Annotated in this window: 30 protein-coding genes and 1 riboswitch; of the genes, 18 read left to right on the forward strand and 12 right to left on the reverse strand. The window is 63.2% G+C overall.

Annotated elements, in window-relative coordinates; all coding sequences use genetic code 11:
* The first annotated feature begins 279 nt into the window (after window positions 1–279).
* From hemA to AC5O5R_RS03625, 6 genes are all read left to right on the forward strand, one after another.
* Window positions 280–1,557 carry a glutamyl-tRNA reductase gene (hemA, locus tag AC5O5R_RS03600; RefSeq protein ID WP_172287797.1) on the forward strand — a complete coding sequence of 426 codons (1,278 nt, stop codon included), beginning with the start codon at window positions 280–282 and terminating at the stop codon, window positions 1,555–1,557.
* Window positions 1,554–2,636: a peptide chain release factor 1 gene (gene prfA / locus AC5O5R_RS03605; RefSeq protein WP_494514964.1), complete on the forward strand. Its 1,083-nt coding sequence runs from the start codon at window positions 1,554–1,556 to the stop codon at window positions 2,634–2,636. The genes hemA and prfA overlap by 4 nt, the downstream gene beginning before the upstream one ends.
* The gene (prmC, locus tag AC5O5R_RS03610) at window positions 2,636–3,466 is read left to right on the forward strand and encodes a peptide chain release factor N(5)-glutamine methyltransferase (protein ID WP_172287800.1); all 831 of its coding nucleotides are present in this window, start codon (window positions 2,636–2,638) and stop codon (window positions 3,464–3,466) included. Before prfA ends, prmC begins: the two co-directional genes overlap by 1 nt.
* Entirely contained in the window at window positions 3,460–4,215 is a 756-nt protein-coding gene (locus AC5O5R_RS03615) for a molybdopterin-synthase adenylyltransferase MoeB (protein WP_172232805.1), read from the forward strand. Before prmC ends, AC5O5R_RS03615 begins: the two co-directional genes overlap by 7 nt.
* Window positions 4,208–5,005: a glutamate racemase gene (gene murI, locus AC5O5R_RS03620; protein WP_172232808.1), complete on the forward strand. Its 798-nt coding sequence runs from the start codon at window positions 4,208–4,210 to the stop codon at window positions 5,003–5,005. Before AC5O5R_RS03615 ends, murI begins: the two co-directional genes overlap by 8 nt.
* A 105-nt stretch (window positions 5,006–5,110) precedes the next feature.
* A complete protein-coding gene (locus tag AC5O5R_RS03625) occupies window positions 5,111–5,629 on the forward strand; it encodes an acyloxyacyl hydrolase (RefSeq protein ID WP_172232811.1) in 519 nt (172 codons plus the stop codon).
* 59 nt (window positions 5,630–5,688) lie between these two features.
* Here AC5O5R_RS03625 and AC5O5R_RS03630 read toward each other — a convergent pair whose 3' ends face one another.
* From AC5O5R_RS03630 to AC5O5R_RS03650, 5 genes are all read right to left on the reverse strand, one after another.
* Entirely contained in the window at window positions 5,689–6,390 is a 702-nt protein-coding gene (locus AC5O5R_RS03630; protein ID WP_494514965.1) for an SDR family oxidoreductase, read from the reverse strand.
* Window positions 6,391–6,402: 12 nt separating this feature from the next.
* Window positions 6,403–7,830 (reverse strand): deoxyribodipyrimidine photo-lyase, encoded by a 1,428-nt coding sequence (gene phrB, locus AC5O5R_RS03635; RefSeq protein WP_172228994.1) that lies wholly within the window; start codon window positions 7,828–7,830, stop codon window positions 6,403–6,405.
* A complete protein-coding gene (locus AC5O5R_RS03640; RefSeq protein WP_494514966.1) occupies window positions 7,821–8,720 on the reverse strand; it encodes a MerR family transcriptional regulator in 900 nt (299 codons plus the stop codon). Before AC5O5R_RS03640 ends, phrB begins: the two co-directional genes overlap by 10 nt.
* Window positions 8,710–9,678: a YbgA family protein gene (locus AC5O5R_RS03645; protein ID WP_172228998.1), complete on the reverse strand. Its 969-nt coding sequence runs from the start codon at window positions 9,676–9,678 to the stop codon at window positions 8,710–8,712. Before AC5O5R_RS03645 ends, AC5O5R_RS03640 begins: the two co-directional genes overlap by 11 nt.
* Before the next feature lie 97 nt (window positions 9,679–9,775).
* Window positions 9,776–10,762, reverse strand: a complete 987-nt coding sequence (locus tag AC5O5R_RS03650; protein ID WP_172286336.1) for an NAD(P)/FAD-dependent oxidoreductase — start codon at window positions 10,760–10,762, stop codon at window positions 9,776–9,778.
* A 186-nt stretch (window positions 10,763–10,948) separates the two neighbouring features.
* Between AC5O5R_RS03650 and AC5O5R_RS03655 the strand changes: the two genes are divergently transcribed.
* Together AC5O5R_RS03655 and hemH are read left to right on the forward strand one after the other, a co-directional pair.
* On the forward strand, window positions 10,949–11,854 hold the full coding sequence (locus tag AC5O5R_RS03655; RefSeq protein ID WP_172286337.1) for a TIGR01777 family oxidoreductase: 906 nt from the start codon (window positions 10,949–10,951) through the stop codon (window positions 11,852–11,854).
* 13 nt (window positions 11,855–11,867) lie between these two features.
* Window positions 11,868–12,881: a ferrochelatase gene (gene hemH, locus AC5O5R_RS03660; protein WP_494514967.1), complete on the forward strand. Its 1,014-nt coding sequence runs from the start codon at window positions 11,868–11,870 to the stop codon at window positions 12,879–12,881.
* Between the two features lie 132 nt (window positions 12,882–13,013).
* Here the strand turns inward: hemH and AC5O5R_RS03665 are convergent, their stop codons facing one another.
* Complete coding sequence (locus AC5O5R_RS03665; RefSeq protein ID WP_172229005.1) at window positions 13,014–14,288, reverse strand: uracil-xanthine permease family protein; 1,275 nt, start codon at window positions 14,286–14,288, stop codon at window positions 13,014–13,016.
* A gap of 2 nt (window positions 14,289–14,290) precedes the next feature.
* Entirely contained in the window at window positions 14,291–14,929 is a 639-nt protein-coding gene (gene upp / locus AC5O5R_RS03670) for a uracil phosphoribosyltransferase (protein WP_172286338.1), read from the reverse strand.
* Window positions 14,930–15,089: 160 nt separating this feature from the next.
* Between upp and AC5O5R_RS03675 the strand changes: the two genes are divergently transcribed.
* The 4 genes from AC5O5R_RS03675 (at window position 15,090) to AC5O5R_RS03690 (ending at window position 17,012) form a co-directional block, all read left to right on the forward strand.
* Entirely contained in the window at window positions 15,090–15,647 is a 558-nt protein-coding gene (locus AC5O5R_RS03675; RefSeq protein WP_172219934.1) for a hypoxanthine-guanine phosphoribosyltransferase, read from the forward strand.
* Between the two features lie 2 nt (window positions 15,648–15,649).
* Window positions 15,650–16,123, forward strand: a complete 474-nt coding sequence (locus AC5O5R_RS03680; RefSeq protein ID WP_494512088.1) for a WbuC family cupin fold metalloprotein — start codon at window positions 15,650–15,652, stop codon at window positions 16,121–16,123.
* Between the two features lie 59 nt (window positions 16,124–16,182).
* Window positions 16,183–16,653: a hypothetical protein gene (locus tag AC5O5R_RS03685; protein ID WP_172219940.1), complete on the forward strand. Its 471-nt coding sequence runs from the start codon at window positions 16,183–16,185 to the stop codon at window positions 16,651–16,653.
* 68 nt (window positions 16,654–16,721) lie between these two features.
* Window positions 16,722–17,012: a PA4642 family protein gene (locus AC5O5R_RS03690; protein ID WP_172219943.1), complete on the forward strand. Its 291-nt coding sequence runs from the start codon at window positions 16,722–16,724 to the stop codon at window positions 17,010–17,012.
* Between the two features lie 96 nt (window positions 17,013–17,108).
* On the opposite strand, the gene mqo is transcribed toward AC5O5R_RS03690, so the two are convergent.
* Both mqo and AC5O5R_RS03700 read right to left on the reverse strand, forming a co-directional pair.
* Complete coding sequence (gene mqo / locus AC5O5R_RS03695) at window positions 17,109–18,617, reverse strand: malate dehydrogenase (quinone) (RefSeq protein ID WP_172219946.1); 1,509 nt, start codon at window positions 18,615–18,617, stop codon at window positions 17,109–17,111.
* Window positions 18,618–19,216: 599 nt separating this feature from the next.
* Window positions 19,217–19,450, reverse strand: coding sequence for a hypothetical protein (locus tag AC5O5R_RS03700; protein WP_172219949.1), 234 nt, complete (start codon window positions 19,448–19,450; stop codon window positions 19,217–19,219).
* Between the two features lie 145 nt (window positions 19,451–19,595).
* Between AC5O5R_RS03700 and AC5O5R_RS03705 the strand changes: the two genes are divergently transcribed.
* On the forward strand, window positions 19,596–20,180 hold the full coding sequence (locus AC5O5R_RS03705; protein ID WP_172219952.1) for a YajG family lipoprotein: 585 nt from the start codon (window positions 19,596–19,598) through the stop codon (window positions 20,178–20,180).
* A 71-nt stretch (window positions 20,181–20,251) separates the two neighbouring features.
* Here AC5O5R_RS03705 and AC5O5R_RS03710 read toward each other — a convergent pair whose 3' ends face one another.
* Window positions 20,252–20,458 (reverse strand): hypothetical protein, encoded by a 207-nt coding sequence (locus AC5O5R_RS03710; protein WP_172219955.1) that lies wholly within the window; start codon window positions 20,456–20,458, stop codon window positions 20,252–20,254.
* 160 nt (window positions 20,459–20,618) lie between these two features.
* On the opposite strand from AC5O5R_RS03710, the gene AC5O5R_RS03715 reads away from it, so the two are divergent.
* Window positions 20,619–20,879, forward strand: coding sequence for a hypothetical protein (locus tag AC5O5R_RS03715; RefSeq protein ID WP_172219958.1), 261 nt, complete (start codon window positions 20,619–20,621; stop codon window positions 20,877–20,879).
* Between the two features lie 34 nt (window positions 20,880–20,913).
* Here the strand turns inward: AC5O5R_RS03715 and AC5O5R_RS03720 are convergent, their stop codons facing one another.
* A complete protein-coding gene (locus AC5O5R_RS03720; RefSeq protein ID WP_172219961.1) occupies window positions 20,914–22,080 on the reverse strand; it encodes a 1-acyl-sn-glycerol-3-phosphate acyltransferase in 1,167 nt (388 codons plus the stop codon).
* 124 nt (window positions 22,081–22,204) lie between these two features.
* On the opposite strand from AC5O5R_RS03720, the gene AC5O5R_RS03725 reads away from it, so the two are divergent.
* From AC5O5R_RS03725 to AC5O5R_RS03740, 4 genes are all read left to right on the forward strand, one after another.
* Window positions 22,205–22,387 (forward strand): CPXCG motif-containing cysteine-rich protein, encoded by a 183-nt coding sequence (locus AC5O5R_RS03725; RefSeq protein WP_172219964.1) that lies wholly within the window; start codon window positions 22,205–22,207, stop codon window positions 22,385–22,387.
* The gene (locus AC5O5R_RS03730) at window positions 22,387–22,647 is read left to right on the forward strand and encodes a putative signal transducing protein (protein ID WP_172220030.1); all 261 of its coding nucleotides are present in this window, start codon (window positions 22,387–22,389) and stop codon (window positions 22,645–22,647) included. Before AC5O5R_RS03725 ends, AC5O5R_RS03730 begins: the two co-directional genes overlap by 1 nt.
* A gap of 15 nt (window positions 22,648–22,662) precedes the next feature.
* Window positions 22,663–23,283 carry an SOS response-associated peptidase gene (locus tag AC5O5R_RS03735; RefSeq protein WP_172219967.1) on the forward strand — a complete coding sequence of 207 codons (621 nt, stop codon included), beginning with the start codon at window positions 22,663–22,665 and terminating at the stop codon, window positions 23,281–23,283.
* Between the two features lie 118 nt (window positions 23,284–23,401).
* Complete coding sequence (locus AC5O5R_RS03740; protein WP_172219970.1) at window positions 23,402–24,220, forward strand: M48 family metallopeptidase; 819 nt, start codon at window positions 23,402–23,404, stop codon at window positions 24,218–24,220.
* A 139-nt stretch (window positions 24,221–24,359) separates the two neighbouring features.
* Here the strand turns inward: AC5O5R_RS03740 and AC5O5R_RS03745 are convergent, their stop codons facing one another.
* Window positions 24,360–24,941 (reverse strand): TMEM165/GDT1 family protein, encoded by a 582-nt coding sequence (locus AC5O5R_RS03745; RefSeq protein WP_172220033.1) that lies wholly within the window; start codon window positions 24,939–24,941, stop codon window positions 24,360–24,362.
* A gap of 90 nt (window positions 24,942–25,031) precedes the next feature.
* Window positions 25,032–25,171: riboswitch (yybP-ykoY riboswitch) on the reverse strand.
* Window positions 25,172–25,207 lie beyond the last annotated feature (36 nt).

Raw genomic sequence — 25,207 nt, forward strand, 5'->3', positions numbered from 1 at the left:
GGGGGCAAACCCACCTGTGCTGTGGCTGGTTAATTGCGACCTTTGAGGGGGGGAAGGGTTCCGTAACGGGGCGGCTGTGCCGGGTGTCCGCCACAACAGCTTTGTCGCCGGTGAAATCGAGCGCCGCGCGGGCGGCGCTCGTTCTCACCGGCGAAGAGGTCCCAGGACGAACACCTTGAGAGGCACCACCTGACTATCAGCGCAATAGCGAACGGTGGTTGTTCTAAAACCTGCGAAAGAGGACAATTATCGGCTTCCCGTCACAACCAGCGACCTTGCATGGCCTTTCTTGCACTTGGTATCAACCATAAGACTGCCTCGGTAGACGTACGCGAGCGCGTGGCGTTTACCCCAGAGCAGCTGGTAGACGCCCTGCAGCAGCTCTGCCGACTGACATCCAGCCGCGAAGCGGCGATCCTGTCGACCTGCAACCGCAGCGAGCTCTATATAGAGCAGGACCACCTGTCCGCCGACGCCGTGCTGCAATGGCTGGCCGACTATCATCGGCTCAGCCTGGACGAGCTGCGCGCCAGCGCCTACGTCCACGAGGAGCACGATGCCGTCCGGCACATGATGCGGGTGGCCTCGGGCCTGGACTCGCTGGTACTCGGCGAGCCGCAGATCCTTGGCCAGATGAAGTCCGCCTACGCCGTTGCGCGCGAGGCCGGCACTGTCGGCCCGTTGCTCGGGCGCCTGTTCCAGGCCACCTTCAGCGCTGCCAAGCAGGTGCGCACCGACACCGCGATCGGCGAAAACCCGGTGTCGGTGGCGTTTGCCGCGGTCAGCCTGGCCAAGCAGATCTTCAGCGACCTCGGTCGCAGCCAGGCGCTGCTGATCGGCGCCGGCGAAACCATTACCCTGGTCGCTCGTCATCTGCACGAGCAGGGCGTGCGCCGCATCGTCGTGGCTAACCGCACCCTGGAGCGGGCCAGTATCCTGGCCGAACAGTTCGGCGCTCACGCCGTGTTGCTGGCCGACATCCCCCAGGAACTGGCCAACAGCGACATCGTCATCAGCTCCACCGCCAGCCAGCTGCCGATTCTGGGCAAGGGCGCGGTCGAGAGCGCGCTGAAGCAGCGCCGGCACAAGCCGATCTTCATGGTCGACATCGCCGTGCCACGCGATATCGAATCAGAAGTCGGCGAGCTGGACGACGTGTACCTGTATACCGTCGACGACCTGCATGATGTGGTGGCGGAAAACCTCAAGAGCCGCCAGGGCGCGGCGCAGGCTGCCGAAGAACTGGTCTCGGTGGGCGCCGAAGACTTCATGGTGCGCCTGCGCGAGCTGGCCGCAGTGGATGTGCTCAAGGCCTACCGCCAGCAAAGCGAGCGCCTGCGCGATGAAGAACTGCAAAAGGCCCAGCGCCTGCTGGCCAACGGCGGCAACCCCGAGGACGTGTTGGCCCAACTGGCCCGGGGCCTGACCAACAAACTCCTGCATGCGCCCAGCGTGCAGTTGAAAAAGCTCTCGGCCGAGGGCCGCGTCGATGCGCTGGCCATGGCCCAGGAACTCTTTGCCCTCAACGAGGGCTCCACGGACAAGACTCCGCAATGAAAGCGTCGCTGCTGAACAAACTGGAAATCCTCCAGGACCGCTTCGAAGAACTCACCGCCCTGCTTGGTGACGCCGAGGTCATTTCCGACCAGACGCGCTTTCGCGCCTATTCCCGCGAATATGCCGAGGTCGAGCCGGTCTACTCTGCTTATAAAGAGTGGCGCAAAGTCCAGGACGACCTCGAAGGCGCGCAGGCGCTGCTCAAGGACAGTGACCCGGACCTGCGCGAAATGGCCGTGGAAGAGGTGCGTGACGCCAAGGAGCAACTGCTGACGCTGGAGGCGCAGCTGCAACGCATGCTGCTGCCCAAAGACCCCAACGACGGCCGCAACGTGTTTCTCGAGATCCGCGCCGGCACCGGTGGCGACGAGGCGGCGATCTTCTCTGGCGACTTGTTCCGCATGTATTCGCGCTACGCCGAAAAACGCGGCTGGCGCCTGGAAATCCTCTCGGAAAACGAGGGCGAGCACGGCGGCTACAAGGAAATCATCGCCCGCGTCGAAGGTGACAGCGTGTACGGCAAGCTCAAGTTCGAGTCCGGTGCACACCGTGTGCAACGCGTGCCGGAAACTGAATCCCAGGGCCGTATCCACACCTCCGCGTGCACCGTGGCGGTACTGCCCGAGCCCGACGAACAGGCGGCGATCGAAATCAACCCGGCCGACCTGCGCGTAGACACCTACCGCTCTTCCGGCGCCGGCGGCCAGCACGTCAACAAGACCGACTCGGCAATCCGTATCACCCACTTGCCCACCGGCATCGTGGTGGAGTGCCAGGAAGAGCGTTCGCAGCACAAGAACCGTGCCCGCGCCATGTCCTGGCTGTCGGCCAAGCTCAACGACATGCAGACCAGCGCCGCGCAGAATGCCATCGCCAGCGAGCGCAAGCTGCTGGTGGGCTCGGGTGACCGTTCCGAACGTATCCGTACGTACAATTATCCACAGGGCCGGGTGACCGATCACCGTATCAACCTGACCCTGTACTCGCTGGACGACATCCTCGCCGGTGGCGTGGATGCCGTGATCGAACCGCTGCTGGCCGAATACCAGGCGGATCAACTGGCCGCCCTGGGGGACTGATGACCATCATCGCCAGCCTGCTGCGCAACGCGCAGTTGCCCGAATCGCCTACCGAGCGCCTGGATGCCGAACTGCTGCTGGCTGCGGCCATCGGCAAGTCGCGCAGCTACCTGCACACCTGGCCCGAACGCATCGTCAGCAGCGAGGACGCCCAGACCTATGCCGGCTATCTGCAGCGTCGCCGTGGCGGCGAGCCGGTGGCCTATATCCTTGGCCAGCAGGGCTTCTGGAAGATCGACCTCGAAGTGGCGCCGCATACCCTGATCCCGCGGCCGGATACCGAGCTGTTGGTCGAGACGGCCCTTGAGCTGCAACCTGCCTTGCCAGCCAAGGTCCTCGACCTGGGCACCGGCACCGGTGCCATCGCCCTGGCCCTGGCCAGTGAGCGCCCGGCCTGGCAGGTGACTGCAGTTGACCGGGTAGAGGAGGCTGCTGCCCTGGCCGAGCGCAACCGCAAACGCCTTGGCCTGGCGAATGCCGAGGTGCGGGTGAGCCACTGGTTCGACAGCCTGGCCGCTGAGCGTTTCGACCTGATTGTCAGCAACCCGCCCTACATCGCCGCTGCAGACCCGCACCTGGTGGCGGGCGATGTGCGCTTCGAGCCCAGCAGCGCGCTGGTGGCCGGCGCCGATGGCCTTGACGACCTGCGCGTGATTGCTGCGCAGGCCCCCGGGCACCTGTTGCCGGGGGGCTGGTTGCTGCTGGAACATGGCTACGATCAGGCAGCGGCGGTACGCGCCTTGCTGGTTGAACAAGGCTTTATCGAGGTGGCCAGCCGCACCGACCTGGGCGGCCATGAACGCATTACACTGGGGCGCCTGCCATGCTGAGTGATGAAGAGCTGCTGCGTTACAGCCGGCAGGTACTGCTGGCCCAGATCGACATCGACGGCCAGTTGCGCCTCAAGCAGAGCAAGGCGCTGATCGTCGGGCTGGGCGGGCTGGGTTCACCGGTAGCCTTGTACCTGGCTGCTGCCGGGGTAGGCGAGCTGCACCTTGCCGACTTTGACACGGTTGACCTGACCAACCTGCAACGCCAGGTGATCCACGACAGTGCCAGCGTTGGCATGAGCAAGGTCGACTCGGCCTTGCAGCGCCTGCAGGCGATCAACCCGGAAATCAGCCTGGTTCCGCACCGGCATGCACTGGACCAGGACTCGCTGGCGGCGGCGGTGGCGGCGGTCGACCTGGTGCTGGACTGTTCCGACAATTTCTCTACCCGCGAGGCGGTCAACGCCGCCTGTGTGGCCGGCGGCAAACCGCTGGTCAGCGGTGCAGCAATCCGCCTGGAAGGGCAGCTGTCGGTATTCGACCCACGGCGTGACTACAGCCCGTGCTACCACTGCCTGTACGGGCATGGCAGCGAGGACGAACTGACCTGTAGCGAAGCGGGCGTGATCGGCCCGCTGGTGGGCCTGGTCGGCAGCCTGCAGGCGCTGGAGGCAATGAAGCTGTTGGCCGGCTTCGGTGAACCGCTGGTCGGCCGCCTGCTGCTGATCGATGCGCTCGGTACCCGTATTCGCGAATTGCGGGTCAAGCGTGACCCGGCCTGTGCGGTGTGCGGCAAACGCGATGGCTGAGCGCTCGGCGCCGGTGGGTGTGATGGACTCGGGGGTAGGCGGCTTGTCGGTGCTCGCCGAGATCCAGCGCCTGCTGCCCAACGAGACGCTGCTGTACGTGGCTGATTGCGGCCACGTCCCCTATGGCGAGAAGTCGCCAGGCTATATCCGTGAACGCTGCCGGCATATTGCTGCGTTCTTCCATGAGCAGGGTGCCAAGGCCATGGTGCTGGCCTGCAACACTGCCACGGTGGCGGCGGTGACCGATTTGCGCGCGTTGTACCCGGTGTGGCCGCTGGTGGGCATGGAGCCTGCGGTAAAGCCTGCGGCGGCTGCCACCCGCTCTGGCGTGGTGGGGGTGCTGGCTACCACCGGCACCCTGCAGAGCGCCAAGTTCGCCGCCTTGCTCGACCGCTTCGCCAGCGACGTGCAGGTGATCACCCAGCCTTGCCCGGGGCTGGTCGAGCTGATCGAGACCGGCGACCTGGCCAGCCCGGCATTGCGCCAGATGCTGCTGGGCTACGTGCAGCCGCTGCTGGCTGCAGGTTGCGACACGCTGATCCTCGGCTGCACCCATTATCCCTTCCTGCGCCCGTTGCTGGCCGGCATGGTGCCTGCGGATGTGGCCGTCATCGACACCGGCGCTGCGGTGGCGCGGCAGCTGCACCGGCTGCTGGGCGCGAGTGATTTGCTGGCCGAAGGCCCGGCCCGCGATACCCGCTTCTGGACCAGCGCCGATCCGCAATCTCTCAGAAATATCCTACCTGTGCTGTGGCATAAGGCCGACGATGTGCAAAGCTTTCCGTTGTGAAAAAAACGTGAAAAACAGCTGAACTATCGTTCTACTTCTGCTTTCTACCGCTTGCCTGACATGAGGCGGACACTAATAACAGCATCAGGAAGAAGGATGTTTCTCATGAAGAAACTGCTGGGCTTGGCGGCGGCTGCCGCTTTTGTTTTGGGGCAGGCAGCATCGGCGCAGGCCGCCGATGTGTCGTTCTCGGCGGGGCAGACCGGTGACTCGACCATGGTTTACCGGCTGGGGCTGCAATCGAACTGGGATGCCAGCTGGTGGCAGACCAGCGTCGGTCGGCTGACCGGCTACTGGGATGGCGCGTACACCTATTGGGATGGCGACGAGACGGCGAGCAACCACAGCCTGTCGTTCGCACCGGTGTTCGTCTACGAGTTTGCCGGGGAATCGGTGAAGCCCTATATCGAGGCAGGGATCGGTGTTGCGGCGTTCTCCAGTACCGAGCTGGAAAGCAACGAGCTGGGCTCGTCGTTCCAGTTCGAAGACCGCATCGGCTTTGGTTTGCGCTTTGCCGGGGGGCACGAGATCGGGGTTCGGGCGATTCACTATTCCAACGCGGGTATCAAAGAACCTAACGATGGGGTGGAGAGCTACAGCCTGCATTACCGCATGGCGCTCTGATTTCTCCCGTATCGTCTCCTTCGCGGGCTTGCCCGCGAAGGAGACGACGCCTATTTCCGCTATCGGCGCGAAAGGGGCCACAAGCTAGTAAGGTCCAGGGTTTCCAGCACCAGCTCTGGTTCAGCCTGCGGCCAGCGCTGCAGCAGAACATCTGCCGCACTGTGCGGTGTCCATTCCTCTGGTATCGCAGGTGCCGGCGTAACCGGTGTTTTCAACGACTGCGGCCCCACTACTGTCAACCCGATCCCATGATCCCTCAGCGCCTGACGCTGCTCGCGCATCCACTGCGGCATGTTGTTCCAGCCCGCTGTCACCTGGGTTGGGGCATACAGCTGCAGCGCCGAATAACGGTTGAACACCGCCATCACCTGCGGCGAGTGACCCTTGGCCAGCAAAGGCAATGCACTGGCCAGGCAGTGCTCCCCCGCTAGCTGGTTGCTGGTGACGATCGCCTCGATCAGCTCGCTGTCCGCCAGATCATCCGACAGATAGTCAGTGGTTCCGGCATTGAGGATCAGGCCATCCAGCGTGCACCAGGCATGGCCTATCTGCTGGCCGGCGCTGGCCGCTTGTTTTTCGTCATGCAGCTGCCAAGGCAAGCGCAATAGCTGGCTGCCATAGCGAGCGCCCAATGTCATGAGTGCCTCTTCATCCTTGCCACTTGCGGCAACGCGATGCCCCTGTTCCAGCATCCGTTCCACCAAAGCCAAGCCAAGTCCATTGCTTGCGCCCGTAACCCAAAAACTGCGTGAGTTAGTCAAGACGTTTTTCCCCTAATGCTGCTGGCGTGGCAGGCTCTTGAAAGCCTCCAGTGCACGCAAGCGACTGCTACTGAGTTCGACTATTGGGCTGTGATACAAATTATTAGCAAAAAGATCGGCCGACTTCACTGGTAAATGAATGGCTTTTTCATCCAGCGCCTCCAGTTCAGGTACCCATTTACGAATGAAACGCCCCTGTGGGTCGAAGCGTTGCGACTGTGAAACCGGGTTGAATATGCGGAAATAGGGCACTGCGTCGGTGCCGGTAGACGCGCTCCACTGCCAGCCGCCGTTATTGGCGGCAAGGTCGCCGTCTATCAGGTGGCGCATGAAATGCCGCTCGCCCTTGCGCCAGTCGATCAGCAGGTTCTTGCTGAGGAACATGGCCACGACCATGCGCAAGCGGTTGTGCATCCAGCCGGTATGCAGCAGCTGGCGCATGGCCGCGTCGATGATCGGGAAGCCGGTGCGACCCTGTTCCCAGGCCTCGAGGTCGGCCGGGGCATCGCGCCAGGGCAGGGCTTCGGTGTGAACGCGAAACGCGCGGTGGCGCGACACCTGCGGATAACCGGTCAGGATGTGTTTGTAGAACTCGCGCCACAGCAGTTCGTTGATCCAGGTCTGCACGCCGCTGCTACCGCTGTCGAACTCGCCCCGGTTGCTGGCCAGGGCACCATGCAGGCATTGCCGCGGCGATATGACACCGGCGGCCAGGTAGGCCGAAAGCTGGCTGGTGCCGGGCCTGGCCGGCAGGTCACGCAGATGCTGATAGTCGTCGATGGTTTCGTCAAGGAAGCGAGACAGCCGCCCCTGCGCCTCGGCCTCACCCGCCGGCCAGTGTTCACGCAGGGCGCGCGCAGGGTGTTGGAAACCGTCCACCTGTTGCGGGATAGGGTCGCTATGGATCTGCAGGGGCGCCTGACGCTTCACCCGTGGGGCCAGTGCAGGCAGGCTGCGGTGCAGGTGTTCGAGGCAGGTTTTCTTGAACTGGCTGAACACCTGGAAATAACCGCCACTGCGGGTGAGGATGGTCCCCGGGCGGAACAACAACTGGTCAAGGTGACTGTGGGCCTGGATCGACGATTGTTCCAGCAGCGCCCGCGTGGCGTCGTCGCGCTGCTGTTCGTTTATGCCGTACTCCTCGTTCCAGTGCACGCTGGCGACCTGGTGTTGGCGACATACCTCCAGCACGGCTTGCGGTGCCTGCTCCCAGGTATCGATCTTGCGAATCAGCAGGGGGATGTTCAGCTGCTCCAGCGACTGGCGCAGCTCACGCAGGTTGCGCAGCCAGAAGTCGACCTTGCAGGCCGCATCGTCGTGGGCCTGCCATTGCCCGGGGCTGACCAGCCACAAGGCGATGGTCGGGCCGCGTTCAGCGGCAGCGCTGAGCGCGGTGTTGTCATCGACGCGCAGGTCGCTGCGCAGCCAGGTCAGGTGCATGGTGTTGTCATCTCTACAGGCTGGCGGTGTTGTGCTTGAAGCAAGCGCAATGCCGCCTGCGGGGTATCGAAAAGGAAAAGATCTGGCAGCTCGCAAGCTTTCAAGCGGGCTTCATGCAGCGCCAGCGTGGCGCCGCCCAGCAGCTTGGTGCCCGGTAAGCCTTGCAGGGTGCGCAGCAAAGCCCTGTCGTCGATGCGTGGCCCCAGGTGAATGAGCATCGCCCAAGGCCTCAGCGCGCTGACCGCACTTTGCAGTTGTGCCGCGGCCAGCGGTTGTTCGAGCACCTCGACCGGCATGCCGTTGCTGGTAAGCAGCCAGGCGCAAAGCCACAAACCAGGGCTGAAGGCGCGCTCGCTGTCCTCGATCAGCAATACGGCCGGGCCTTGCAGCAGCTGGTTGTCGTGATAGACGCGGGCGCCGAGCTTGCTGCGCAGCCAGCTGTGGAAAAACACCTGTTCAAGCCGCGCATTGAAGTAGGTGCGCCAGCGCAAATCGAGCTGGTCGAGCAGCGGCAACAGCAATTGCTCACACAGGGTGACCGCTGGGTAAAGGGCCATTGCCTGGTTGAGCTGTTGGTCGAGGGCGCGTTGCGACAGGTTGGCGATGGCTTCGATCAGTTGGGCTTGCCTGGCCTGCCAGTCACCTTTCGGCGGCGTGGTGGTCGGTTTGTCGAGCAATTCACGGACCTGGCCTACCGAGGCGCCGCGTTGCAGCCAGGCCAGGACTGCTTCGACCCGCTCGACCTGGTCGAGCGAATACAGGCGGTGTCCCTTGGCGGTGCGCTGGGGCTTGAGCAGGCCGTAGCGACGCTCCCAGGCACGCAGGGTGACCGGATTCACGCCGGTGCGCCGGGCCAGTTCGCCGATGGGTAGCAGGGTTTCAGACGGCATTGCGCAAACCCAGGCTTTCCGGGTGAGGCTGCAGGTAGGCCTGTTGCTGCAGGTACGGGTCGGGGTGTTTGCGCAAATGGTGCTTGAGCAGCGTCAGCGGCACCACCAATGGCACAACACCCTGCTGGTATTGAGCGATGATGGTCTCCAGCTCGACCTTGTCCTCCTGGGTCAGGGCATGCTTGAAGTAACCACTCAGGTGCTGCAGCACGTTGCAGTGGGTGCCGCGGCTGGCACAGCGGCGCAGGGCGTGCATCAGCTGGCTGAAGTAGTGCGGGCCGATGCGCTGTGGGTCATCGTCCTTGCTCATGCTGCCGAGCAGGCGCCCGAGGGTGCGATAGGCCTGGGGATTGTTGGCCATCAGCAGGTACTTGTAACGCGAGTGGAAGCGCACCAAGGCACCTCGGCTCAGGCCAGCGACCAACAGGCGTTGCCAGTCGGCGTAGGCGTACACGCGGCTGATGAAGTTCTCCCGCAGCACCGGGTCATGCAGGCGCCCTTCCTCTTCCACCGGCAGATCGGGCCGCAGCGCACAAAACGCCTGGGCGTAGACCCCACGGCCGGCGTTGAAAGCAGGGTGGCCGTCGGCCTGGTACACCTTGACCCGCTCCAGGCCGCAGGACGGCGACTTCTGCATGAAGATGTAGCCGCAGATGTCGTCCATTTGGGCGGCCATCTGTTCGCCATAACTGCGCAGCGGGCCGGTCACGTCCAGGTCTGGGTTTCGGGTGCCCAGCACTTTCGGCTGCTCGGGGTTGCCGACCAGGCGGATGGGGTCTCGGGGGACGCTGAGGCCGATGGCCACTTCCGGGCATACCGGTAACCAGTCGAAGTGCGCTTCCAGCTGGGTGCGGCACAGGTCGGAGGACTTGTGACCGCCGTTATAGCGCACACTGTGCCCGGTCAGGCAGGCGCTAATGGCGATGCGCGGCTTGCTGTGAGCGGATGGGTCGTGCATGGCTGCCTCCAGTAAACCTGTACATGGGTAAAGCTTTGTACAGGTTTATTCCAGCACAGCCCTGACGTTATGCAAACCAGTTTTTTGCCTGGCACTGTCACTCGAGGTGTTCGAGCAGTCGGCGCGCCGCTTCCTGGCCGCTGAGCCAGGCGCCTTCGACACGCCCCGACAGGCACCAGTCGCCACAGGCGTACAGGCCCTGGTCGGCGTCGGCCAGCGCGCCCCATTCATGGTTGCTGGTAGGGCGGGCGTACAGCCAGCGATGGGCCAGGGCGAAGGTGGGGGCCGGTACTACGCAGCCGACCAGTTCGGCGAATTCGCCCCACAGCTGCTCGATCACCTCTTCCTTGGCCAGGTCGATGTGCTGGCGGCTCCAGTCCGACGTGGCATGCAGCACCCAGGTATCGAGCTGCTCGTCACGCCCCGGTTTGCTGCGGTTGCGGGCCAGCCAGTCGAGCGGGCTGTCCTGTACGAAGCAACCTTGCATCGGCGTGTCCAGCGTAGCCTGGAAGCCCAGCGCAACGGCCCAGGTAGGCTCCATTTGTACCCCGGCGGCCACGGCGGCCAGTTTCGGGGTAGCCGCCAGCAGTGGCGTGGCCTGCGGCGCCGGTACCGCGATCACCACGCGGCTGTAGGGGCCGTGGCTGCAGCCTTCGGTGTCCTGCAGGTGCCAGTACTGCTTGCCGCGGAATACCTCGGCGATGCGGCAGCCGAAGTTGACCGTGACGTCCTTGAGCAGGCCGCGGGTAATCGCGCTCATGCGGGGCACGCCTACCCAGCGCGTCTGTTCGTCGGGGGAGGGGCTGAGTATGCCGTTGTGGTAGTTGTACAGCTGCGGCTTCCACTGTTCGGCCCAGCCAGCTGCAACCCATTGCTGCACCTGCTCGACAAAGCGCCGGTCACGGGCGGTGAAGTACTGGGCGCCGAGGTCGAGGGCGCCGGCTTCGCTGCGCTTGCTGGCCATGCGCCCGCCACTGCCGTGGCCTTTGTCGAACAAGTGCACGGATTGCCCGGCCTTTTGCAAGGCCTGGGCAGCTGACAAGCCGGCGATACCGGCTCCGATGATGGCAATAGGTACTGTCATGATGGCCTCTTCAAACCTTGCTGTGAGCAGACTACGCTGTCAGGCAAACCTGTACAATGCACAACTTTTGTATAAGGTTATTCCGCTTGGCGGGCAGGTTGGCCTATGTTTATCCGAGAGCGTCGGGTCAAAAAAGTGCCTTGATGTTAAAAATAGACCACCGCTGCATTCTGCGAGGACACAGCCATGCATATATTGCTGACAGGCGGCACTGGATTGATCGGCAAGCACCTTTGTCAGTACTGGCTCGGCCAGGGCCATCGCCTGACGGTGTGGAGCCGGCGTCCGGAGCAGGTAGCGAAAATCTGCGGCACTGGCGTACGTGGTATTGCCCGCCTGGAGCAGCTGGAGGCGGACGACCACCTGGATGCAGTGGTCAACCTGGCCGGTGCACCCATTGCCGACCGGCACTGGACAGCTGCGCGGCGCAACCTGCTGTGGGCCAGCCGCATCACCCTCACCGAGCAGTTGCAGGCTTGGCTGGGCACCCGGGAGCAGCGCCCGGAAGTGCTGATTTCCGGTTCGGCGGTGGGCTGGTACGGTGACGGCGGCGAGCGCGAGCTTACCGAGGCCTCATCGCCGGTGCGTGAAGACTTCGCCAGTCAGCTGTGCATCGCTTGGGAAGAAACGGCCCAGCGTTCCCAAGCCCAGGGCATTCGCGTGGTACTGGTGCGTACCGGGCTGGTACTGGCCAGCGATGGCGGCTTTTTGTCGCGCCTGCGCCTGCCCTTCAAGCTGGGGCTGGGCGGGCCGTTGGGGGACGGGCGGCAGTGGATGCCCTGGGTTCATATCGACGACCAGGTGGCCCTGATCGATTTTCTCTTGCAGCACAAGGATGCCAGCGGTCCTTATAATGCCTGCGCTCCGGAGCCGGTACGCAACCGCGAGTTCGCCAAGCGCCTGGGCCGTACCCTGCACCGTCCGGCACTGCTGCCGGTACCGGCACTGTTGCTCAAGGCCGGCCTGGGCGAGCTGTCCATCCTGCTGCTCGGCGGCCAGCGGGCGCGCCCGGCCCGTTTGCTGGGCGCAGGTTTCACCTTCCGCTTCAACGATCTGCAATCGGCCCTGGACAACTTGTCCAGCCGCCTCTGACATAGGACGCTGCATGACCGATCACGCCTTGCTTCTGGTCAACCTGGGTTCCCCGGCTTCCACTTCGGTGGCCGATGTGCGCCGCTATCTCAACCAGTTCCTCATGGACCCGTATGTGATCGACTTGCCGTGGCCGGTGCGACGCCTGCTGGTGTCGCTGATCCTGGTCAAGCGCCCGGAGCAGTCGGCGCACGCCTACGCCTCGATCTGGTGGGAGGAGGGCTCGCCACTGGTTGAGCTGACCCGTCGCCTGCAGGCGGCGATGGTGGCGCACTGGCCCCATGGCCCGGTGGAAATTGCCATGCGCTACGGCCAGCCGGCCTTGCCCGACGTGCTGGAGCGCCTGGCAGCCCAAGGTGTGCGCAAGGTGACGTTGGCGCCACTTTATCCACAGTTCGCCGACAGTACGGTGACCACTGTGGTCGAGCTGGCAAAACAGACGATCAGCCAGCGCCAATTGCCGCTGCAGATGCGCGTGCTACAGCCGTTTTATGAGCACCCGGATTACATCGAGGCACTGGTTGCCAGCGCCAGGCCGTACCTGGAGCAGGATTACGATCATCTGCTGTTGAGCTTCCACGGTTTGCCGGAGCGCCACCTGAAGAAGCTGGATCCCACTGGCAAGCATGACTTCCAGGCAGCCGATTGCTGCAAGGACGCCAGCGCCGAGATGCGCGCGGTGTGCTACCGCGGGCAGTGCCTGGCCACGGCCAAGGCCTTTGCGCAGAAAATGGGCATACCCGATGGCAAGTGGTCGGTGTCGTTCCAGTCGCGCCTGGGGCGGGCCAAATGGATCGAGCCCTACACCGAGGCGCGGCTGGACGAGCTGGCCAGGGCAGGGGTGAAGAAGCTGCTGGTGATGTGCCCGGCGTTCGTCGCGGACTGCATCGAAACGCTGGAAGAAATTGGTATGCGCGGCAGCGAGCAATTTATCGAGGCCGGCGGGCGGGAGCTGGTGCTGGTGCCGTGCCTGAACGATCACCCGGAATGGGTGAGGGTGTTGGCTGATATGTGCGAAAAGGCCTGATTTACAGGTTGCCTGTACCGGCCCTATCGCCGGCAAGCCAGCTCCCACAAGGTGCTCACAGTTCTTGAAAACTGTGGGGTACCTGTGGGGGCTGGCTTGCCGGCGATAGGGCCAGATCAGCCTGAAGCGGGATCAAGGCTGTTGATCATCCAGCTTCTTGTGCTTCCAGCCATCATTGCCCGGCAAGATCAGGTTCAGGGCGATGGCCACGATGGCACACAGGGCGATGCCTTTCAGGCCCCAGTCATCCGGGCCGTCACCGCTGCCGATCAGTACGCCGCCGATACCGAATACCAGGGTTACCGATACGATCACCAGGTTGCGCGCTTCGGCCAGGTCGATCTTGTGGCGGATCATGGTGTTCATGCCCACCGCCGCGATCGAGCCGAACAACAGGCACAGGATGCCGCCCATCACGGGCACCGGAATGCTCTGCAGCAGCGCGCCGAACTTGCCGATGAAGGCCAGGGTGATGGCAAAGAACGCCGCCCAGGTCATGATCTTCGGGTTGTAGTTCTTGGTCAGCATCACCGCGCCAGTCACTTCGGCGTAGGTGGTGTTGGGCGGGCCGCCGAACAGGCCGGCTGCCGTGGTGGCCAGGCCGTCACCCAGCAGGGTGCGGTGCAGGCCGGGCTTTTTCAGGTAGTCACGGCCGGTCACACTACCGACCGCGATAACCCCGCCGATATGCTCGATGGCCGGTGCAAGGGCCACTGGGACGATGAACAGGATGGCCTGCCAGTTGAATGCCGGTGCGGTGAAGTTGGGGATCTCCAGCCACGGTGCGGCGGCGATCTTGGCGGTGTCGACCACGCCGAACGCGAATGCCAGGGCAAAGCCCACCAATACCCCGGAGATAATCGGCACCAGGCGGAAGATGCCCTTGCCGAATACCGCCACGATAAGGGTGGTGAGCAGCGCGGGCATGGAGATCAGCATCGCGGTCTGGTAGGGCATCAGCGCAGCGCCGTCACCGCCTTTGCCCATGGCCATGTTGGCGGCGATCGGTGCCATGGCCAGGCCGATGGAGATGATCACCGGGCCAATCACCACCGGCGGCAGCATGCGGTCGATGAAACCGGTGCCTTTGATTTTCACCATCATGCCCATGAAGGTGTACACGAAGCCTGCTGCCATCACGCCGCCCATGGTCTCGGCCAGGCCGAACTGGCCCTTGGCGAGGATGATCGGGGTAATGAAGGCAAAGCTCGAAGCCAGGAATACCGGTACCTGACGGCCGGTGACCAGCTGGAACAGCAGCGTGCCGATGCCGGCGGTGAACAGCGCGACGTTCGGGTCGAGGCCGGTGATCAGTGGCATCAGCACCAGCGCGCCGAATGCCACGAAGAGCATCTGCGCGCCCGAAACGACCTGGCGCCAGAGCGGGTCGTTGAAGCCGTCCTGCATGGTCAGGCGTCCTTTTGCTTGGTGCCGAAGATCTTGTCACCGGCATCGCCCAGGCCAGGCACGATATAGCCGTGTTCGTTCAGGCGCTGGTCGATCGAGGCGGTGTAGATCTGCACGTCCGGGTGGGCTTTTTCCACCGCTTCGATGCCTTCGGGCGCGGCCACCAGCACCATGGCGCGGATTTCCTTGCAGCCCGCTTTTTTCAGCAGGTCGATGGTGGCGACCATCGAAGCACCGGTGGCCAGCATCGGGTCGATGATCAGCGCCAGGCGCTGGTTGATGTCCGGCGCGAGCTTTTCCAGGTAGGTGTGGGCTTCGAGGGTTTCTTCATTGCGGGCGACGCCGACGGCGCTGACCTTGGCGCCCGGGATCAGGCTGAGCACACCGTCGAGCATGCCGATGCCGGCGCGCAGGATCGGTACTACAGTGATCTTCTTGCCGGCGATTTTTTCCACTTGCACCTTGCCACACCAGCCGTCGATCTCGTAGGTTTCGAGCGGCAGGTCCTGGGTGGCTTCGTAAGTCAGGAGCGCGCCGACTTCCTGGGCGAGTTCGCGAAAATTCTTGGTGCTGATGTCGGCACGGCGCATCAGGCCGAGCTTGTGGCGGATCAGCGGATGGCGGATCTCACGAGTGGGCATAGGGGGGCTCCGAAAGGCGGGCAAAAAAACCGCGCTAGATTAATCTATTCAGCCTGTGCTGTCGTCTGGTCATTCTGCACGTTAGTCCATAAAGGCTTGATCTGTGACGAGCGGATGCGTACCTTTGCCCGCTTTTCCAAAATGCCCCCCGGAGCGCGCCATGTCCGCTGATCTCGAGCATATCCGTCAAGTCATGCGTGAAGCTGACTGCCTGTACACCGAAGCCGAAGTCGAAGCGGCCATCGCCAAAGTCGGCGAGCAGATCTGCAAAGACCTGCACGACAAGAACCCGGTGGTGTTCTGCGTGATGAACGGTGGCCTGATCTTCGCGGGCAAACTGCTGACCCACCTGCAGTTCCCGCTGGAAGCCTCGTATCTGCACGCCACCCGCTACCGCAACCAGACCAGTGGCGGTGAGCTGTTCTGGAAGGCCAAGCCGGAAGTGTCGTTCATCGACCGTGATGTGCTGATCGTTGACGACATTCTCGACGAAGGCCACACCCTCAGCGCCATCATCGAGTTCTGCAAGCATGCCGGCGCGCGCTCGGTGCACACTGCTGTGCTGATCGACAAGGACCACGACCGCAAGGCCAGCCCGGACCTGAAGGCCAATTACGTGGGCCTGCCCTGCATCGACCGCTACATCTTCGGCTACGGCATGGACTACAAAGGCTACTGGCGCAACGCCAACGGCATCTTCGCCGTCAAGGGGCTGTGAGCATGCGCCAGCCTGCGTTCATCGACCAATCGCTGTTCGCCGGGCTGGCCGAAAAGGCTGCTGCCAACCCGCGTGGGCGCCAGCACCATAACTTCCATGCGATGGAAGAGCCTTGCCACCGCATGGCCGTCGGGCTGCAGACGAGCACCTACATTCCCCCGCATCGCCACTTGAGCGACGACAAGGCCGAGGCCCTGATCGTGCTCAAGGGGCGGCTGGGGTTGCTGATTTTCGATGAGCAGGGCGCGGTCACCGGCAAGCGGGTGCTGCAGGCGGGCGGTGACTGCCTGGGCGTGGACCTGGCGCCCGGTACCTACCATGGCCTGGTGGTGCTGGAGCCGGACAGCATCCTGTTCGAGTGCAAGGCCGGGCCGTACCGCCCTGTAGGTGAGGGCGAGCATGCGCACTGGGCGCCGCGTGAAGGTGAGGCCGGCGTGGCCGAGTACCAGGCCTGGATGCGCGCGCAGTTCGATTGATAGCGCCGGTACGGCCAGACCCGGCATGCTAGAGTGCTCCTTCATTCAAGGAGCCTCACATGCGTGCGATTCTTCCCTTCCTGCTGGCGTTCAGCCTGCCACTCGCCGCCGCACCGTTGCACAGCCAGTTCCTGCCACCTGACGACCAGTCCCTGCGCCAGGAAGCGCCGACCGGCCAGCAACTGCTGCAAGTCACCGACTACTCCGTTGTGGTGGGCGCCCAGCGCCAGTCCGACCAGCAACCTATCCCGATCACCTCGTCGCTGCAGGTACGCCTGAAGGGCAAGCCACTGAGCAAGGGCGCGACCATCGCCCAGGTGCTGCTGACCTTCGACGGTGAGGCCGCCAAGAGCCTGAAGAAGCCCGTGTACGACGACAAGACCCGCACCCTGAGCCTGAACTACCCGCTCAGCGATTACCGGGTGATCATGGACCTGCTGCGCAACGAGACGCTGTATGTGCAGTTTCTCACCTACGCCAACGGCCACATCTGGGCCGACCTGCACACCGGTACCGTACGTACGCGTTGAGGCGCGCCGCCTGCGGGGGGTAAACTGCCGGCCTTCGAAATTCCGTGATGGCCCAGTTGGAGTCGGCAATGCGTAAAGACAAGAAACAGGTAATCGGCGACGAAATCAGCGACGACTACATCAAGTCGTTCCTTCAGTTCGAACCGGCCGATGGCGTGACCTCGCCGTCGCTGCACAAGCTGGTCAAGGCCTACCGCGGACTGCGCGTCGACGATTTCGAGCGCTTTGTCGGCTTCTTCGTCGAAGCGGGGCTGGACCTGGATGGCAAGGACGAGCACGGCAAGACCTTCGTCGAGCTGATCGCCGACCAGCGCACTGCGCCGGAGTACATCGAGATCATCGATAACGCCCGGGGCTGATTTGTAAACCTGTACCGGCCTCTTCGCGGGCACAGGTTGATGAAGAATCAGGCACAAAAAAACGCCCCGAGGGGCGTTTTTTCGTTACTGGCAGGCTCAGGCGTAATGCTTGGCCGCCGGGCTGCTTTCTTCGAGGTTCAGCGCCACATCGTTGTCGGCACTGATCTTCCGGTACAGGGCTGCGTCGGTTGCCAGGGTCTTCTCGCGGGCCGGGAAGATTTCCTTGAGCTTGGCAGCCCAGGCACCTTTGGCCTGCTCGGGGAAGCAGCGCTCGATCAGTTCCAGCATGATCGACACGGTGACCGAAGCACCTGGCGATGCGCCGAGCAGTGCGGCCAGGCTGCCGTCCTGGGCCGAAACCAGCTCGGTACCAAACTGCAGCACGCCGCCTTTTTTCGGGTCTTTCTTGATGATCTGCACGCGCTGACCGGCCACTTCCAGGCGCCAGTCCTCGGCTTTGGCCTGCGGGTAGAAGCGACGCAGGGACTCCAGGCGCTGCTCCATCGACTGCATCACTTCGCTGACCAGGTACTTGGTCAGGTCCATATTGTCGCGGGCCACGGCCAGCATCGGGCCGATGTTGCCCATGCGCACCGACAGCGGCAGGTCCATCAGCGAACCGTGCTTGAGGAACTTGGTGGTGAAGCCGGCGTATGGCCCGAACAGCAGGGATGTCTTGCCGTCGACCACGCGAGTGTCCAGGTGCGGCACCGACATCGGCGGGGCGCCGACTGCGGCCTGGCTGTAGACCTTGGCCTGGTGCTGCTTGACGATTTCCGGGTTGTCGCAACGCAGCCACTGGCCGCTGACCGGGAAGCCGCCGAAGCCTTTGCTTTCCGGGATGCCGGACGCCTGCAGCAGCGGCAGGGCAGCGCCGCCTGCGCCGAGGAAGACGAAGCGGGCGTCGACTTCGCGGCTACCGCCGCTGTTGACGTCCTTGATGCTCACGGTCCAGCCGCTGCCGTTACGGCGCAGGCCAACGACTTTCTTGCTGTACTTGACCTGCGCGTCCGGCGCGTCGCCCAACAGCTTGAGCAGCTTGTTGGTCAGGGCGCCGAAGTTGACGTCGGTACCCTTGAGCACGCGGGTTGCGGCGATGTGCTGGTCGGCCGGGCGGCCCGGCATCATCAGCGGCATCCAGTCGCTCATCACGGCCTTGTCTTCGGTGTATTCCATGTCGGCGAAGGCATGGTGCTGCTTGAGCAGCTCGAAGCGCTTCTTGAGGAAGGAAACACCCTTGTCACCTTCGACGTAGCTCAGGTGCGGGACAGGGTTGATGAAGGCACGCGCCGGGCCGAAGTTGCCCTTCTTGCTCAGGTAGGCCCAGAACTGGCGCGACACCTCGAACTGGGTGTTGATGTGCACGGCCTTTTTGATGTCGATGCTGCCATCGGCGGCCTGTGGCGTGTAGTTAAGCTCGCACAGGCCGGCGTGGCCGGTGCCTGCGTTGTTCCAGGGGTTGGAGCTTTCCGCGGCTCCGGAGTCCATCGCCTCGACGACCTCAAGCTTCAGGGTCGGGTCAAGCTCCTTGAGCAGTACGGCCAGGGTGGCACTCATGATGCCCGCGCCTACCAGTACTACATCAACCGATTCGTTCTGCGCCATTTAACGCGTCTCCACAATCTACAGCTACCTAATTGACAGCATAGGACCTGGGTTCGCCAGGGTCGCCATGTCCGACTTTTCGCAGTTCTTGCAACTTCCGCGGACACCGCCAATCAGTCTTCGGGTTCAGCTATTGAACGCCGTTTGCCACAGGTGCGGCAATTCGACTTATGGTCAAGGTGTCGTGCGTGCGTTATGGAACGGTTCAGACACTCATACGGGATGAGCGCATTTGCCGCCTGTTCAGGGCTGTTCGGGACACATCTGCCGCTTTTGCACATGCCAGACTGTTCATTTGCTCGCCACACTCTTGTGAAGTTGTGAAAACCGTTTTTTCACGCTCTTTTGGAGACGTGAACCTCAAAAAGGGACTGCGCGATGGCAACCCGCAGGTTCATGCAGTGTGAAGGGCCGGAAAAGCAGGCACGACAGCCGATGCAAGACCTGAGTGGAAGGCTCTCTGTGGGCGAAGCGGTGAAGTTGCCGGGGTCAATCGGCGGTGCGGGGCCCGATCAGGAGACGTCCTTATAATCGGGGGGAGATTATAGCGATGTCGCGGACAGAAATGTCGCCATTCGTGGTTTTTATTGCAGCGTTTGTCAGGCCGCGAGGATGCGCTGGTGCCAGCGGCGGCTTGCGCGGGTGCAAACCCGGGCGCTGGCGGGCAGTTCGCGGCCCAGCCAGGCCAGCTGGATTTCGTCGACCTGGACCCAGCCGCTGCCGCTTGGCGCTTGGCTGCATTGCTTGAAGGCCAGGCATTTTCCTTCGCTGTCGAGGCGAGCATAGGCATTGTGGCGCGGGCGTTGGAAGAGCAGGGTCCAGAGCGAGGCCATGGCGGCGAGTCCTTTGCATTAGGGCTTGGCGCAAGGATAAGGGCGCGGCGATGAAACGATTGTGACAAGCGGGCCGCACCGATGACTGGTCGATGCGTGGCTGGGTATACTGTGGGCCTTTGCCGCATTTTCTGGAGAAACGCGCATGTTGCAACGTCTGTTGTTCGGTTTGATCGCCGTGGCCAGCCTCAGCCTGGTCGGTTGTGCCCACAGCCCGCAACAACTCAACCCGCAACCCAAGCTCACCGCCCAGCTGGCGCCGGTCGGCCATGGCCAGCCGGTGGTGGTCAGGGTGGTCGATGGCCGGCCTTCGCAGTCGCTGGGTACGCGCGGTGGCATGTACCCCGAGACCAGCACCATCAGCGTCAGCGGTAACGACATCGTGCCCAAGCTGCAGGCCCAGGCTGAAGCCGCCGTGCGCCTGCTCGGCTTTACCCCGACGCCGAACGCCGGCAACGCGCCACAGCTGACCGTGACCCTGGCCGAGCTGAAATACCAGTCGCCCAAAGACAACCTGTACGTCACCGAGGCCACCATCGGCGCCACCTTCCGTGCCGACGTGACCAATGGCGGGCGCAGCTACAACGGCCGTTACGGTGCTTCGCTGGACCAGCGTTTCGGCATGGCGCCGAACCAGGACACCAACACCCAGCTGGTGAGTGATGTGCTGAGCGATGCGCTGACCCGCCTGTTCAAGGACCCGACCATCGGTCAGGTGCTGGGCCAGTAAGGCATCAGCGGTAAAAAGAAAACCCGCTGCCTGGGTGCCAGACAGCGGGTTTTTTGTTGTTTGTGCCGGTTTCAGGCTGCTGCTATGTGGAAATCCAGCAGGCTGTAGCCAGTCCCTGCGTCCACTTCCGGCAAGTCTTCATGAACATGCCCGCCCAGTGCACAGTAGACCAGCCAATGACGGTCCTGCACATTGATGGCAAAACCATCGATCAGCGCCTGCTGTTCATCGCTCTGAGCCACGAGGTAGAGGCGGTCCTGGTTTTCGGCGTGCAGCATGAACAAGCTCCGGATCATGGGAAGGCCGACAGGGTGGCCTGTTCTGATGACGAGCGGATGACAGATGAAATTTAATGACACTTTGTCGCCCAGGCCAGGTGCCAGGGGCCGACTTGGGTAGAATGCCGGGCTTTGCCGTCGCTTACACCGAGGTTGCGTGATGTCCTTGCAAGTGTTCTGGGGGTTCCTGGCCGCCCATCCCACCAAGCTGATCAACCTGCTGGCGTTGCTGCTCACGTGCCCTGGCGGGTTGTTGCTGCACAGCGCACGGCGGCGCGAGGCGCAGACCCGCGAGGGCCTGGCGCTGGAAGAAGGGGTTGTGGACGCGTTTGGCCTGCGGGTGCCCAGGTATTTCTACATTCTCGGGTTTGCTTGCCTGGCCATGGCGCTGCTGTTGTCCTGGCTCAGTACCTGGGTCTGACATCCTGGGGCTGCATAGCAGCCCCGGCAATCGGTCAGGCTACCGGCGCCTGCTGCCTGACCTGATACTGGTTGCGCACCGGCGTGGCATATTGCAGCACCAGGTAAGGCTGCTGCTCTACCGGGCAGGCATCCAGGCGACGCTGCCATTCTTCCTTGGCCCGCGCCAGCTCTTCAGCCGGGAACTTCTGCTCGGCGCTTGGCACTTGCAGTGCCTCATCCTTGCCTTCCCACATGGCATAAGCCAGGTAATGCACCGGGAACAACCGGTAGCCACCGAGGATTTGCCGATCGATGGCGACCGCCAGTTGCTTGGTATCTTCGTGATACTCGGTCACTGGCGCTGCGAAGTTGATATGCACCCGGCCCTTGTAGCCGGTGATGCCCTTGGCAATGCTGTTGTCGTCCTCGCCCGGCGCCTTCTTGTAGGTGCCGGTGGTGGCGCGGATGTACAACTCGCGGGCCTTGGCCTGGTCGCAGGGGTCGTATTCGTAGCTGATCGATACCGGGGTCAGGTTGAGGCTCTGGATCACCGCGCCGAACGGCTCGTCCTTGCGGCTCATGTGGAACATCTTGAGGATCGCCGAATCGGTGCGGTCGTCACCGTCCTTGGCCCGGCCTTCGGCCTGGGCGATCCAGATGGACGCAGCGTCGTTGCGGATCGAGTGGTTGATGTAGGCCGACAGCAGCTGGTAAGCGGCCAGCTTCTCGCGGCGGCCACTGATCGAGCGGTGCACGATGAAGCTCTTGTTGAGGCGCATCATGTCGCTGACAAAGGGCTTTTGCAGCAGGTTGTCGCCGATGGCGATGCGTGGGGTCGGCAAGCCCGCGTGGTAAACCGCGTAGTTGACGAAAGCCGGGTCCATCACGATGTCGCGGTGGTTGGCCAGGAACAGGTACGCGGTGCCGGCCTTGAGCTGCTCCACGCCCGAATAGGTGACGCCGTCAGTGGCGCGATCGATGGTCTGGTCGACGTAGTACTCGACTTTGTCCTGCAAGGTAGACACGCAGGTTACACCGGCGAATTCCTTGCGCAGGCGGCGGGCAATCAGGGGTTTGAGCAACCAGCCGAGCGCACCGGCCGCACGCGGAAAACGGAAGTGGGTGAGGATATCGAGGAATGCCGGGTCGCTGAGCAGGCGTGCCAGCACGGCAGGGACCTCAGCGTCGTCGTACGGTCGGATGGCATCGAATTCGCCCATCATGCTCTCTTGTTGGAAACGGCTAGGGTAATAAGGTAGGGGCGGGCTCCGAAAAACGGCTCGGACGCACACAGGCCCTGTAACAGACCGGCAATTATACGCATAAGTCACCCCGGAGGCCGCGATGCTGGAAACTGCGAACTACGATTGCCCTTATTGTGGCGAACAAGTCGAGACCACGGTGGACCTGTCCGCAGGCGACCAAGAGTACATAGAGGATTGCCAGGTGTGCTGTAAGCCTATTCGCTTCGTGCTGCAGGTTCATGGTGAGGAGTGGATGCTGGATGTGTACGGTGAGAATGAATGATGCGGCGCATCTACGAACCGGAAAACCTGCTGGAAGCCGAAATGCTGGCAGGCATGCTGGCCAGCGAGGGCATCGATGTGCACCTGGCGGGGCGTGACCTGGTTGGCGGCGTCGGCGAGCTGCCGCTGCAAGGTTTGCTCGGGCTTGCCGTGCCGGACGAGCAGGCCGAATACGCACGGCAGTTGATCGATGCGTACAATGGTGCCCAGCCGCTTGCCGGCGACGAGCCGGAGAGTCTTCCCGGTACCTTGATCTGCTAGGTTCTGAATTCGCTCATGTGTGGACGTTACGCCCTGTTTCGCTGGCCCCAGGCTCTCGCCAGTCTGCCGGGCTTTCCCGTGGGCCAGCCGGCCCAATGGAACATTTCGCCCGGCGCCTCGGTGCTGATCCAGCGCCAGTTAGACGGCCAGCAGCAGTTAACCAGCGCCCGCTGGGGGTTGACCCCGGCCTGGCTCACCGACTTGTCACGTACCCCGGCCCATGCCCGCGCCGAAACCCTGGCCGAGCAGCCAATGTTTCGCGAAGCATTTCGCCAGCGCCGCTGCCTGATGCCGGCCAACGGCTTTTACGAATGGCGTGGCGAGGTGCGCAAACGCCCTTACTGGCTGACCCCTGGGGAGGGCGCGTCACTGTACTTCGCCGCCGTGTGGGAGGCGTATCCGGTGCAGGACCAGGTGTGGCTCAGTTGCGCAGTAGTAACCCAGGCGGCCATGAGCCAGCGCCGGCCGTTGATCCTTGATGAGGCAGGGCAGGCGGCCTGGCTGGACCCGGGTACGCCGTTGGCGCGTTTGCAGGAGTTGCTGGCCGCCCCGCCGGCACAGCTGCGCGAGCGGGCCCTGGCCAACTTCGTCAATGACCCCAAGCTGGATGCGCCGGAGTGCCTGACCCCGGCCTGATGGCGACGGGTTCACCCGCGAAGAAGCCAGTGCAGGCGACGAAAATCTTCCCTGCGGCTATGGCGGCCCACAGGCGACTCGGCCTAGGATACGGCGCATGTAAAAAGGGAGTGTTTTCATGCGTAAGTCTTTTGTCGTCAGCCTGTTGAGTGCGGGCATCCTGCTAGCGGGCTGCCAGGCGGTGAATACCACCAGCGGCGGTGCTGTCGGCGTCGAGCGCCAGCAGTACATGTTCAGCATGCTGTCGACCGATGAGGTCAACCAGATGTACGCCCAGTCGTACCAGCAGACCCTGGGTGAAGCTTCTAGCAAGGGTGTGCTCGACAAATCCAGCGCCGATGCCAAGCGGGTGCAGGTGATCGCCAACCGGCTGATCGCCCAGGCGCCCAAGTTCCGCCCGGATGCCGCGCAATGGAACTGGGAAGTCAACGTGATCAAGAGCGACGAGCTCAACGCCAACTGCGGCCCGGGCGGCAAGATCATCGTCTACACCGGTCTGATCGACCAGCTCAAGCTCACCGACGCCGAGATTGCTGCGGTGGTGGGCCACGAGATTGCCCACGCCCTGCGTGAGCACAGCCGCGAAGCGATGTCCAAGGCCTATGGCGTGGAAATGGCCCGCCAGGGTGCTGGCGCCATCTTTGGCCTCGGCCAGGGCAGCATGGCCATGGCTGATACCGTGGTGAACTACGCGATGACCCTGCCCAACAGCCGGTCGAACGAAAACGAAGCCGACCTGATCGGCCTGGAGTTGTCGGCGCGTGCCGGTTACGACCCCAATGCCGCGATCACCTTGTGGAACAAGATGAGCAAGGCTTCCGAAGGTGCGCCGCCGGAGTTCATGAGTACTCACCCTGCATCCGAAAGCCGCATTGCCTCGCTGCAGGCGGCGATTCCGAAGGTGATGCCGCTGTATCAGGCGGCGGCCAAGCAGTAAGGCCGCGAGGGGGCTGCCTGGCAGCCCGATCGCCGGCAAGCCAGCTCCCACAGGTACTGCACATGGCTTGAAGCCGGTGCGGTCAAGGTGGGAGCTGGCTTGCCGGCGATTGGGGCGCAAAGCGCCCCCGCTTTACTGGTCAGCCTATCCAGCCACTGGCCTTCATCGCCGAGTACACGGCCACGATAGCCAGCACGATGAACGCCGTGGCCGCCAGGCGACGGATCAGCGTCAGCGGCAGTTTGTCTGCCGCGAAGTTACCCGCCAGTACCACCGGCACGTTGGCAATCAGCATGCCCAGGGTGGTACCGATGATGACCATGATCAGGTGCGGGTACTGCGCGGCCAGCATCACCGTGGCAACCTGGGTCTTGTCACCGATTTCCGCCAGGAAGAACGCGATCAGTGTGGTCAGGAACGGCCCGAAGCGGCGTGCGGGGTTTTCGTCGTCGTCCATCTTGTCCGGCACCAATGTCCACAGCGCTGTGGCGGTAAAGCTTGCGGCCAGGATCCAGTGCAACGCCGAATCGCTGAAAAAACCACCCACCCACGCACCCACGGCACCGGCTGCGGCATGGTTGGCCAGGGTAGCGGCGATGATGCCGGCGATGATCGGCCAGGGCTTGCGAAAGCGGGCGGCAAGAATGAGCGCGAGCAGTTGCGTCTTGTCGCCGATTTCGGCGAGGGCAACGATAGCGGTGGGGACCAACAGAGATTCCAGCATCAGGATTCCTACGGGGGCGGGTCGACACGGCTATGACACGTACAGCCTCCCCGCCCCGGGTAAGGTGTGCGTGTCATAGGTCTTGTCAAACCCTGGATCCGTCTTTGCGGATCTTCCATGCAGGCTGGCATGGTGGGTCGCACGCGCCATGGTCTGTGGACCAAGTATGTTGACGCGTACCGGGCGAGCTGGGTGCTCGCGGGAGACTACTCCCCTAGGACGGTGCGGATTCTGCCTAGCCGAAACGCTTTCGGCAAGCGCTG

Source organism: Pseudomonas sp. 8_5_2, from assembly GCF_059295255.1.

Coding starts and splice junctions, on each gene's coding strand:
- AC5O5R_RS03700 (WP_172219949.1), bottom strand. CDS start 19,450: ATGGCCTCGCTCTGGACCCTGCTCTTCCAACGCCCGCGCCACAATGCC.
- AC5O5R_RS03640 (WP_494514966.1), bottom strand. CDS start 8,720: ATGCCGTCTGAAACCCTGCTACCCATCGGCGAACTGGCCCGGCGCACC.
- mqo (WP_172219946.1), bottom strand. CDS start 18,617: ATGGCGCAGAACGAATCGGTTGATGTAGTACTGGTAGGCGCGGGCATC.
- AC5O5R_RS03655 (WP_172286337.1), top strand. CDS start 10,949: ATGCATATATTGCTGACAGGCGGCACTGGATTGATCGGCAAGCACCTT.
- AC5O5R_RS03740 (WP_172219970.1), top strand. CDS start 23,402: ATGCGTAAGTCTTTTGTCGTCAGCCTGTTGAGTGCGGGCATCCTGCTA.
- AC5O5R_RS03690 (WP_172219943.1), top strand. CDS start 16,722: ATGCGTAAAGACAAGAAACAGGTAATCGGCGACGAAATCAGCGACGAC.
- AC5O5R_RS03625 (WP_172232811.1), top strand. CDS start 5,111: ATGAAGAAACTGCTGGGCTTGGCGGCGGCTGCCGCTTTTGTTTTGGGG.
- AC5O5R_RS03725 (WP_172219964.1), top strand. CDS start 22,205: ATGCTGGAAACTGCGAACTACGATTGCCCTTATTGTGGCGAACAAGTC.
- AC5O5R_RS03730 (WP_172220030.1), top strand. CDS start 22,387: ATGCGGCGCATCTACGAACCGGAAAACCTGCTGGAAGCCGAAATGCTG.
- prfA (WP_494514964.1), top strand. CDS start 1,554: ATGAAAGCGTCGCTGCTGAACAAACTGGAAATCCTCCAGGACCGCTTC.
- AC5O5R_RS03715 (WP_172219958.1), top strand. CDS start 20,619: ATGTCCTTGCAAGTGTTCTGGGGGTTCCTGGCCGCCCATCCCACCAAG.
- AC5O5R_RS03615 (WP_172232805.1), top strand. CDS start 3,460: ATGCTGAGTGATGAAGAGCTGCTGCGTTACAGCCGGCAGGTACTGCTG.
- AC5O5R_RS03705 (WP_172219952.1), top strand. CDS start 19,596: ATGTTGCAACGTCTGTTGTTCGGTTTGATCGCCGTGGCCAGCCTCAGC.
- AC5O5R_RS03645 (WP_172228998.1), bottom strand. CDS start 9,678: ATGCACGACCCATCCGCTCACAGCAAGCCGCGCATCGCCATTAGCGCC.
- AC5O5R_RS03675 (WP_172219934.1), top strand. CDS start 15,090: ATGTCCGCTGATCTCGAGCATATCCGTCAAGTCATGCGTGAAGCTGAC.
- AC5O5R_RS03735 (WP_172219967.1), top strand. CDS start 22,663: ATGTGTGGACGTTACGCCCTGTTTCGCTGGCCCCAGGCTCTCGCCAGT.
- phrB (WP_172228994.1), bottom strand. CDS start 7,830: ATGCACCTGACCTGGCTGCGCAGCGACCTGCGCGTCGATGACAACACC.
- AC5O5R_RS03685 (WP_172219940.1), top strand. CDS start 16,183: ATGCGTGCGATTCTTCCCTTCCTGCTGGCGTTCAGCCTGCCACTCGCC.
- hemH (WP_494514967.1), top strand. CDS start 11,868: ATGACCGATCACGCCTTGCTTCTGGTCAACCTGGGTTCCCCGGCTTCC.
- AC5O5R_RS03650 (WP_172286336.1), bottom strand. CDS start 10,762: ATGACAGTACCTATTGCCATCATCGGAGCCGGTATCGCCGGCTTGTCA.
- hemA (WP_172287797.1), top strand. CDS start 280: ATGGCCTTTCTTGCACTTGGTATCAACCATAAGACTGCCTCGGTAGAC.
- murI (WP_172232808.1), top strand. CDS start 4,208: ATGGCTGAGCGCTCGGCGCCGGTGGGTGTGATGGACTCGGGGGTAGGC.
- AC5O5R_RS03720 (WP_172219961.1), bottom strand. CDS start 22,080: ATGGGCGAATTCGATGCCATCCGACCGTACGACGACGCTGAGGTCCCT.
- prmC (WP_172287800.1), top strand. CDS start 2,636: ATGACCATCATCGCCAGCCTGCTGCGCAACGCGCAGTTGCCCGAATCG.
- AC5O5R_RS03665 (WP_172229005.1), bottom strand. CDS start 14,288: ATGCAGGACGGCTTCAACGACCCGCTCTGGCGCCAGGTCGTTTCGGGC.
- upp (WP_172286338.1), bottom strand. CDS start 14,929: ATGCCCACTCGTGAGATCCGCCATCCGCTGATCCGCCACAAGCTCGGC.
- AC5O5R_RS03710 (WP_172219955.1), bottom strand. CDS start 20,458: ATGCTGCACGCCGAAAACCAGGACCGCCTCTACCTCGTGGCTCAGAGC.
- AC5O5R_RS03680 (WP_494512088.1), top strand. CDS start 15,650: ATGCGCCAGCCTGCGTTCATCGACCAATCGCTGTTCGCCGGGCTGGCC.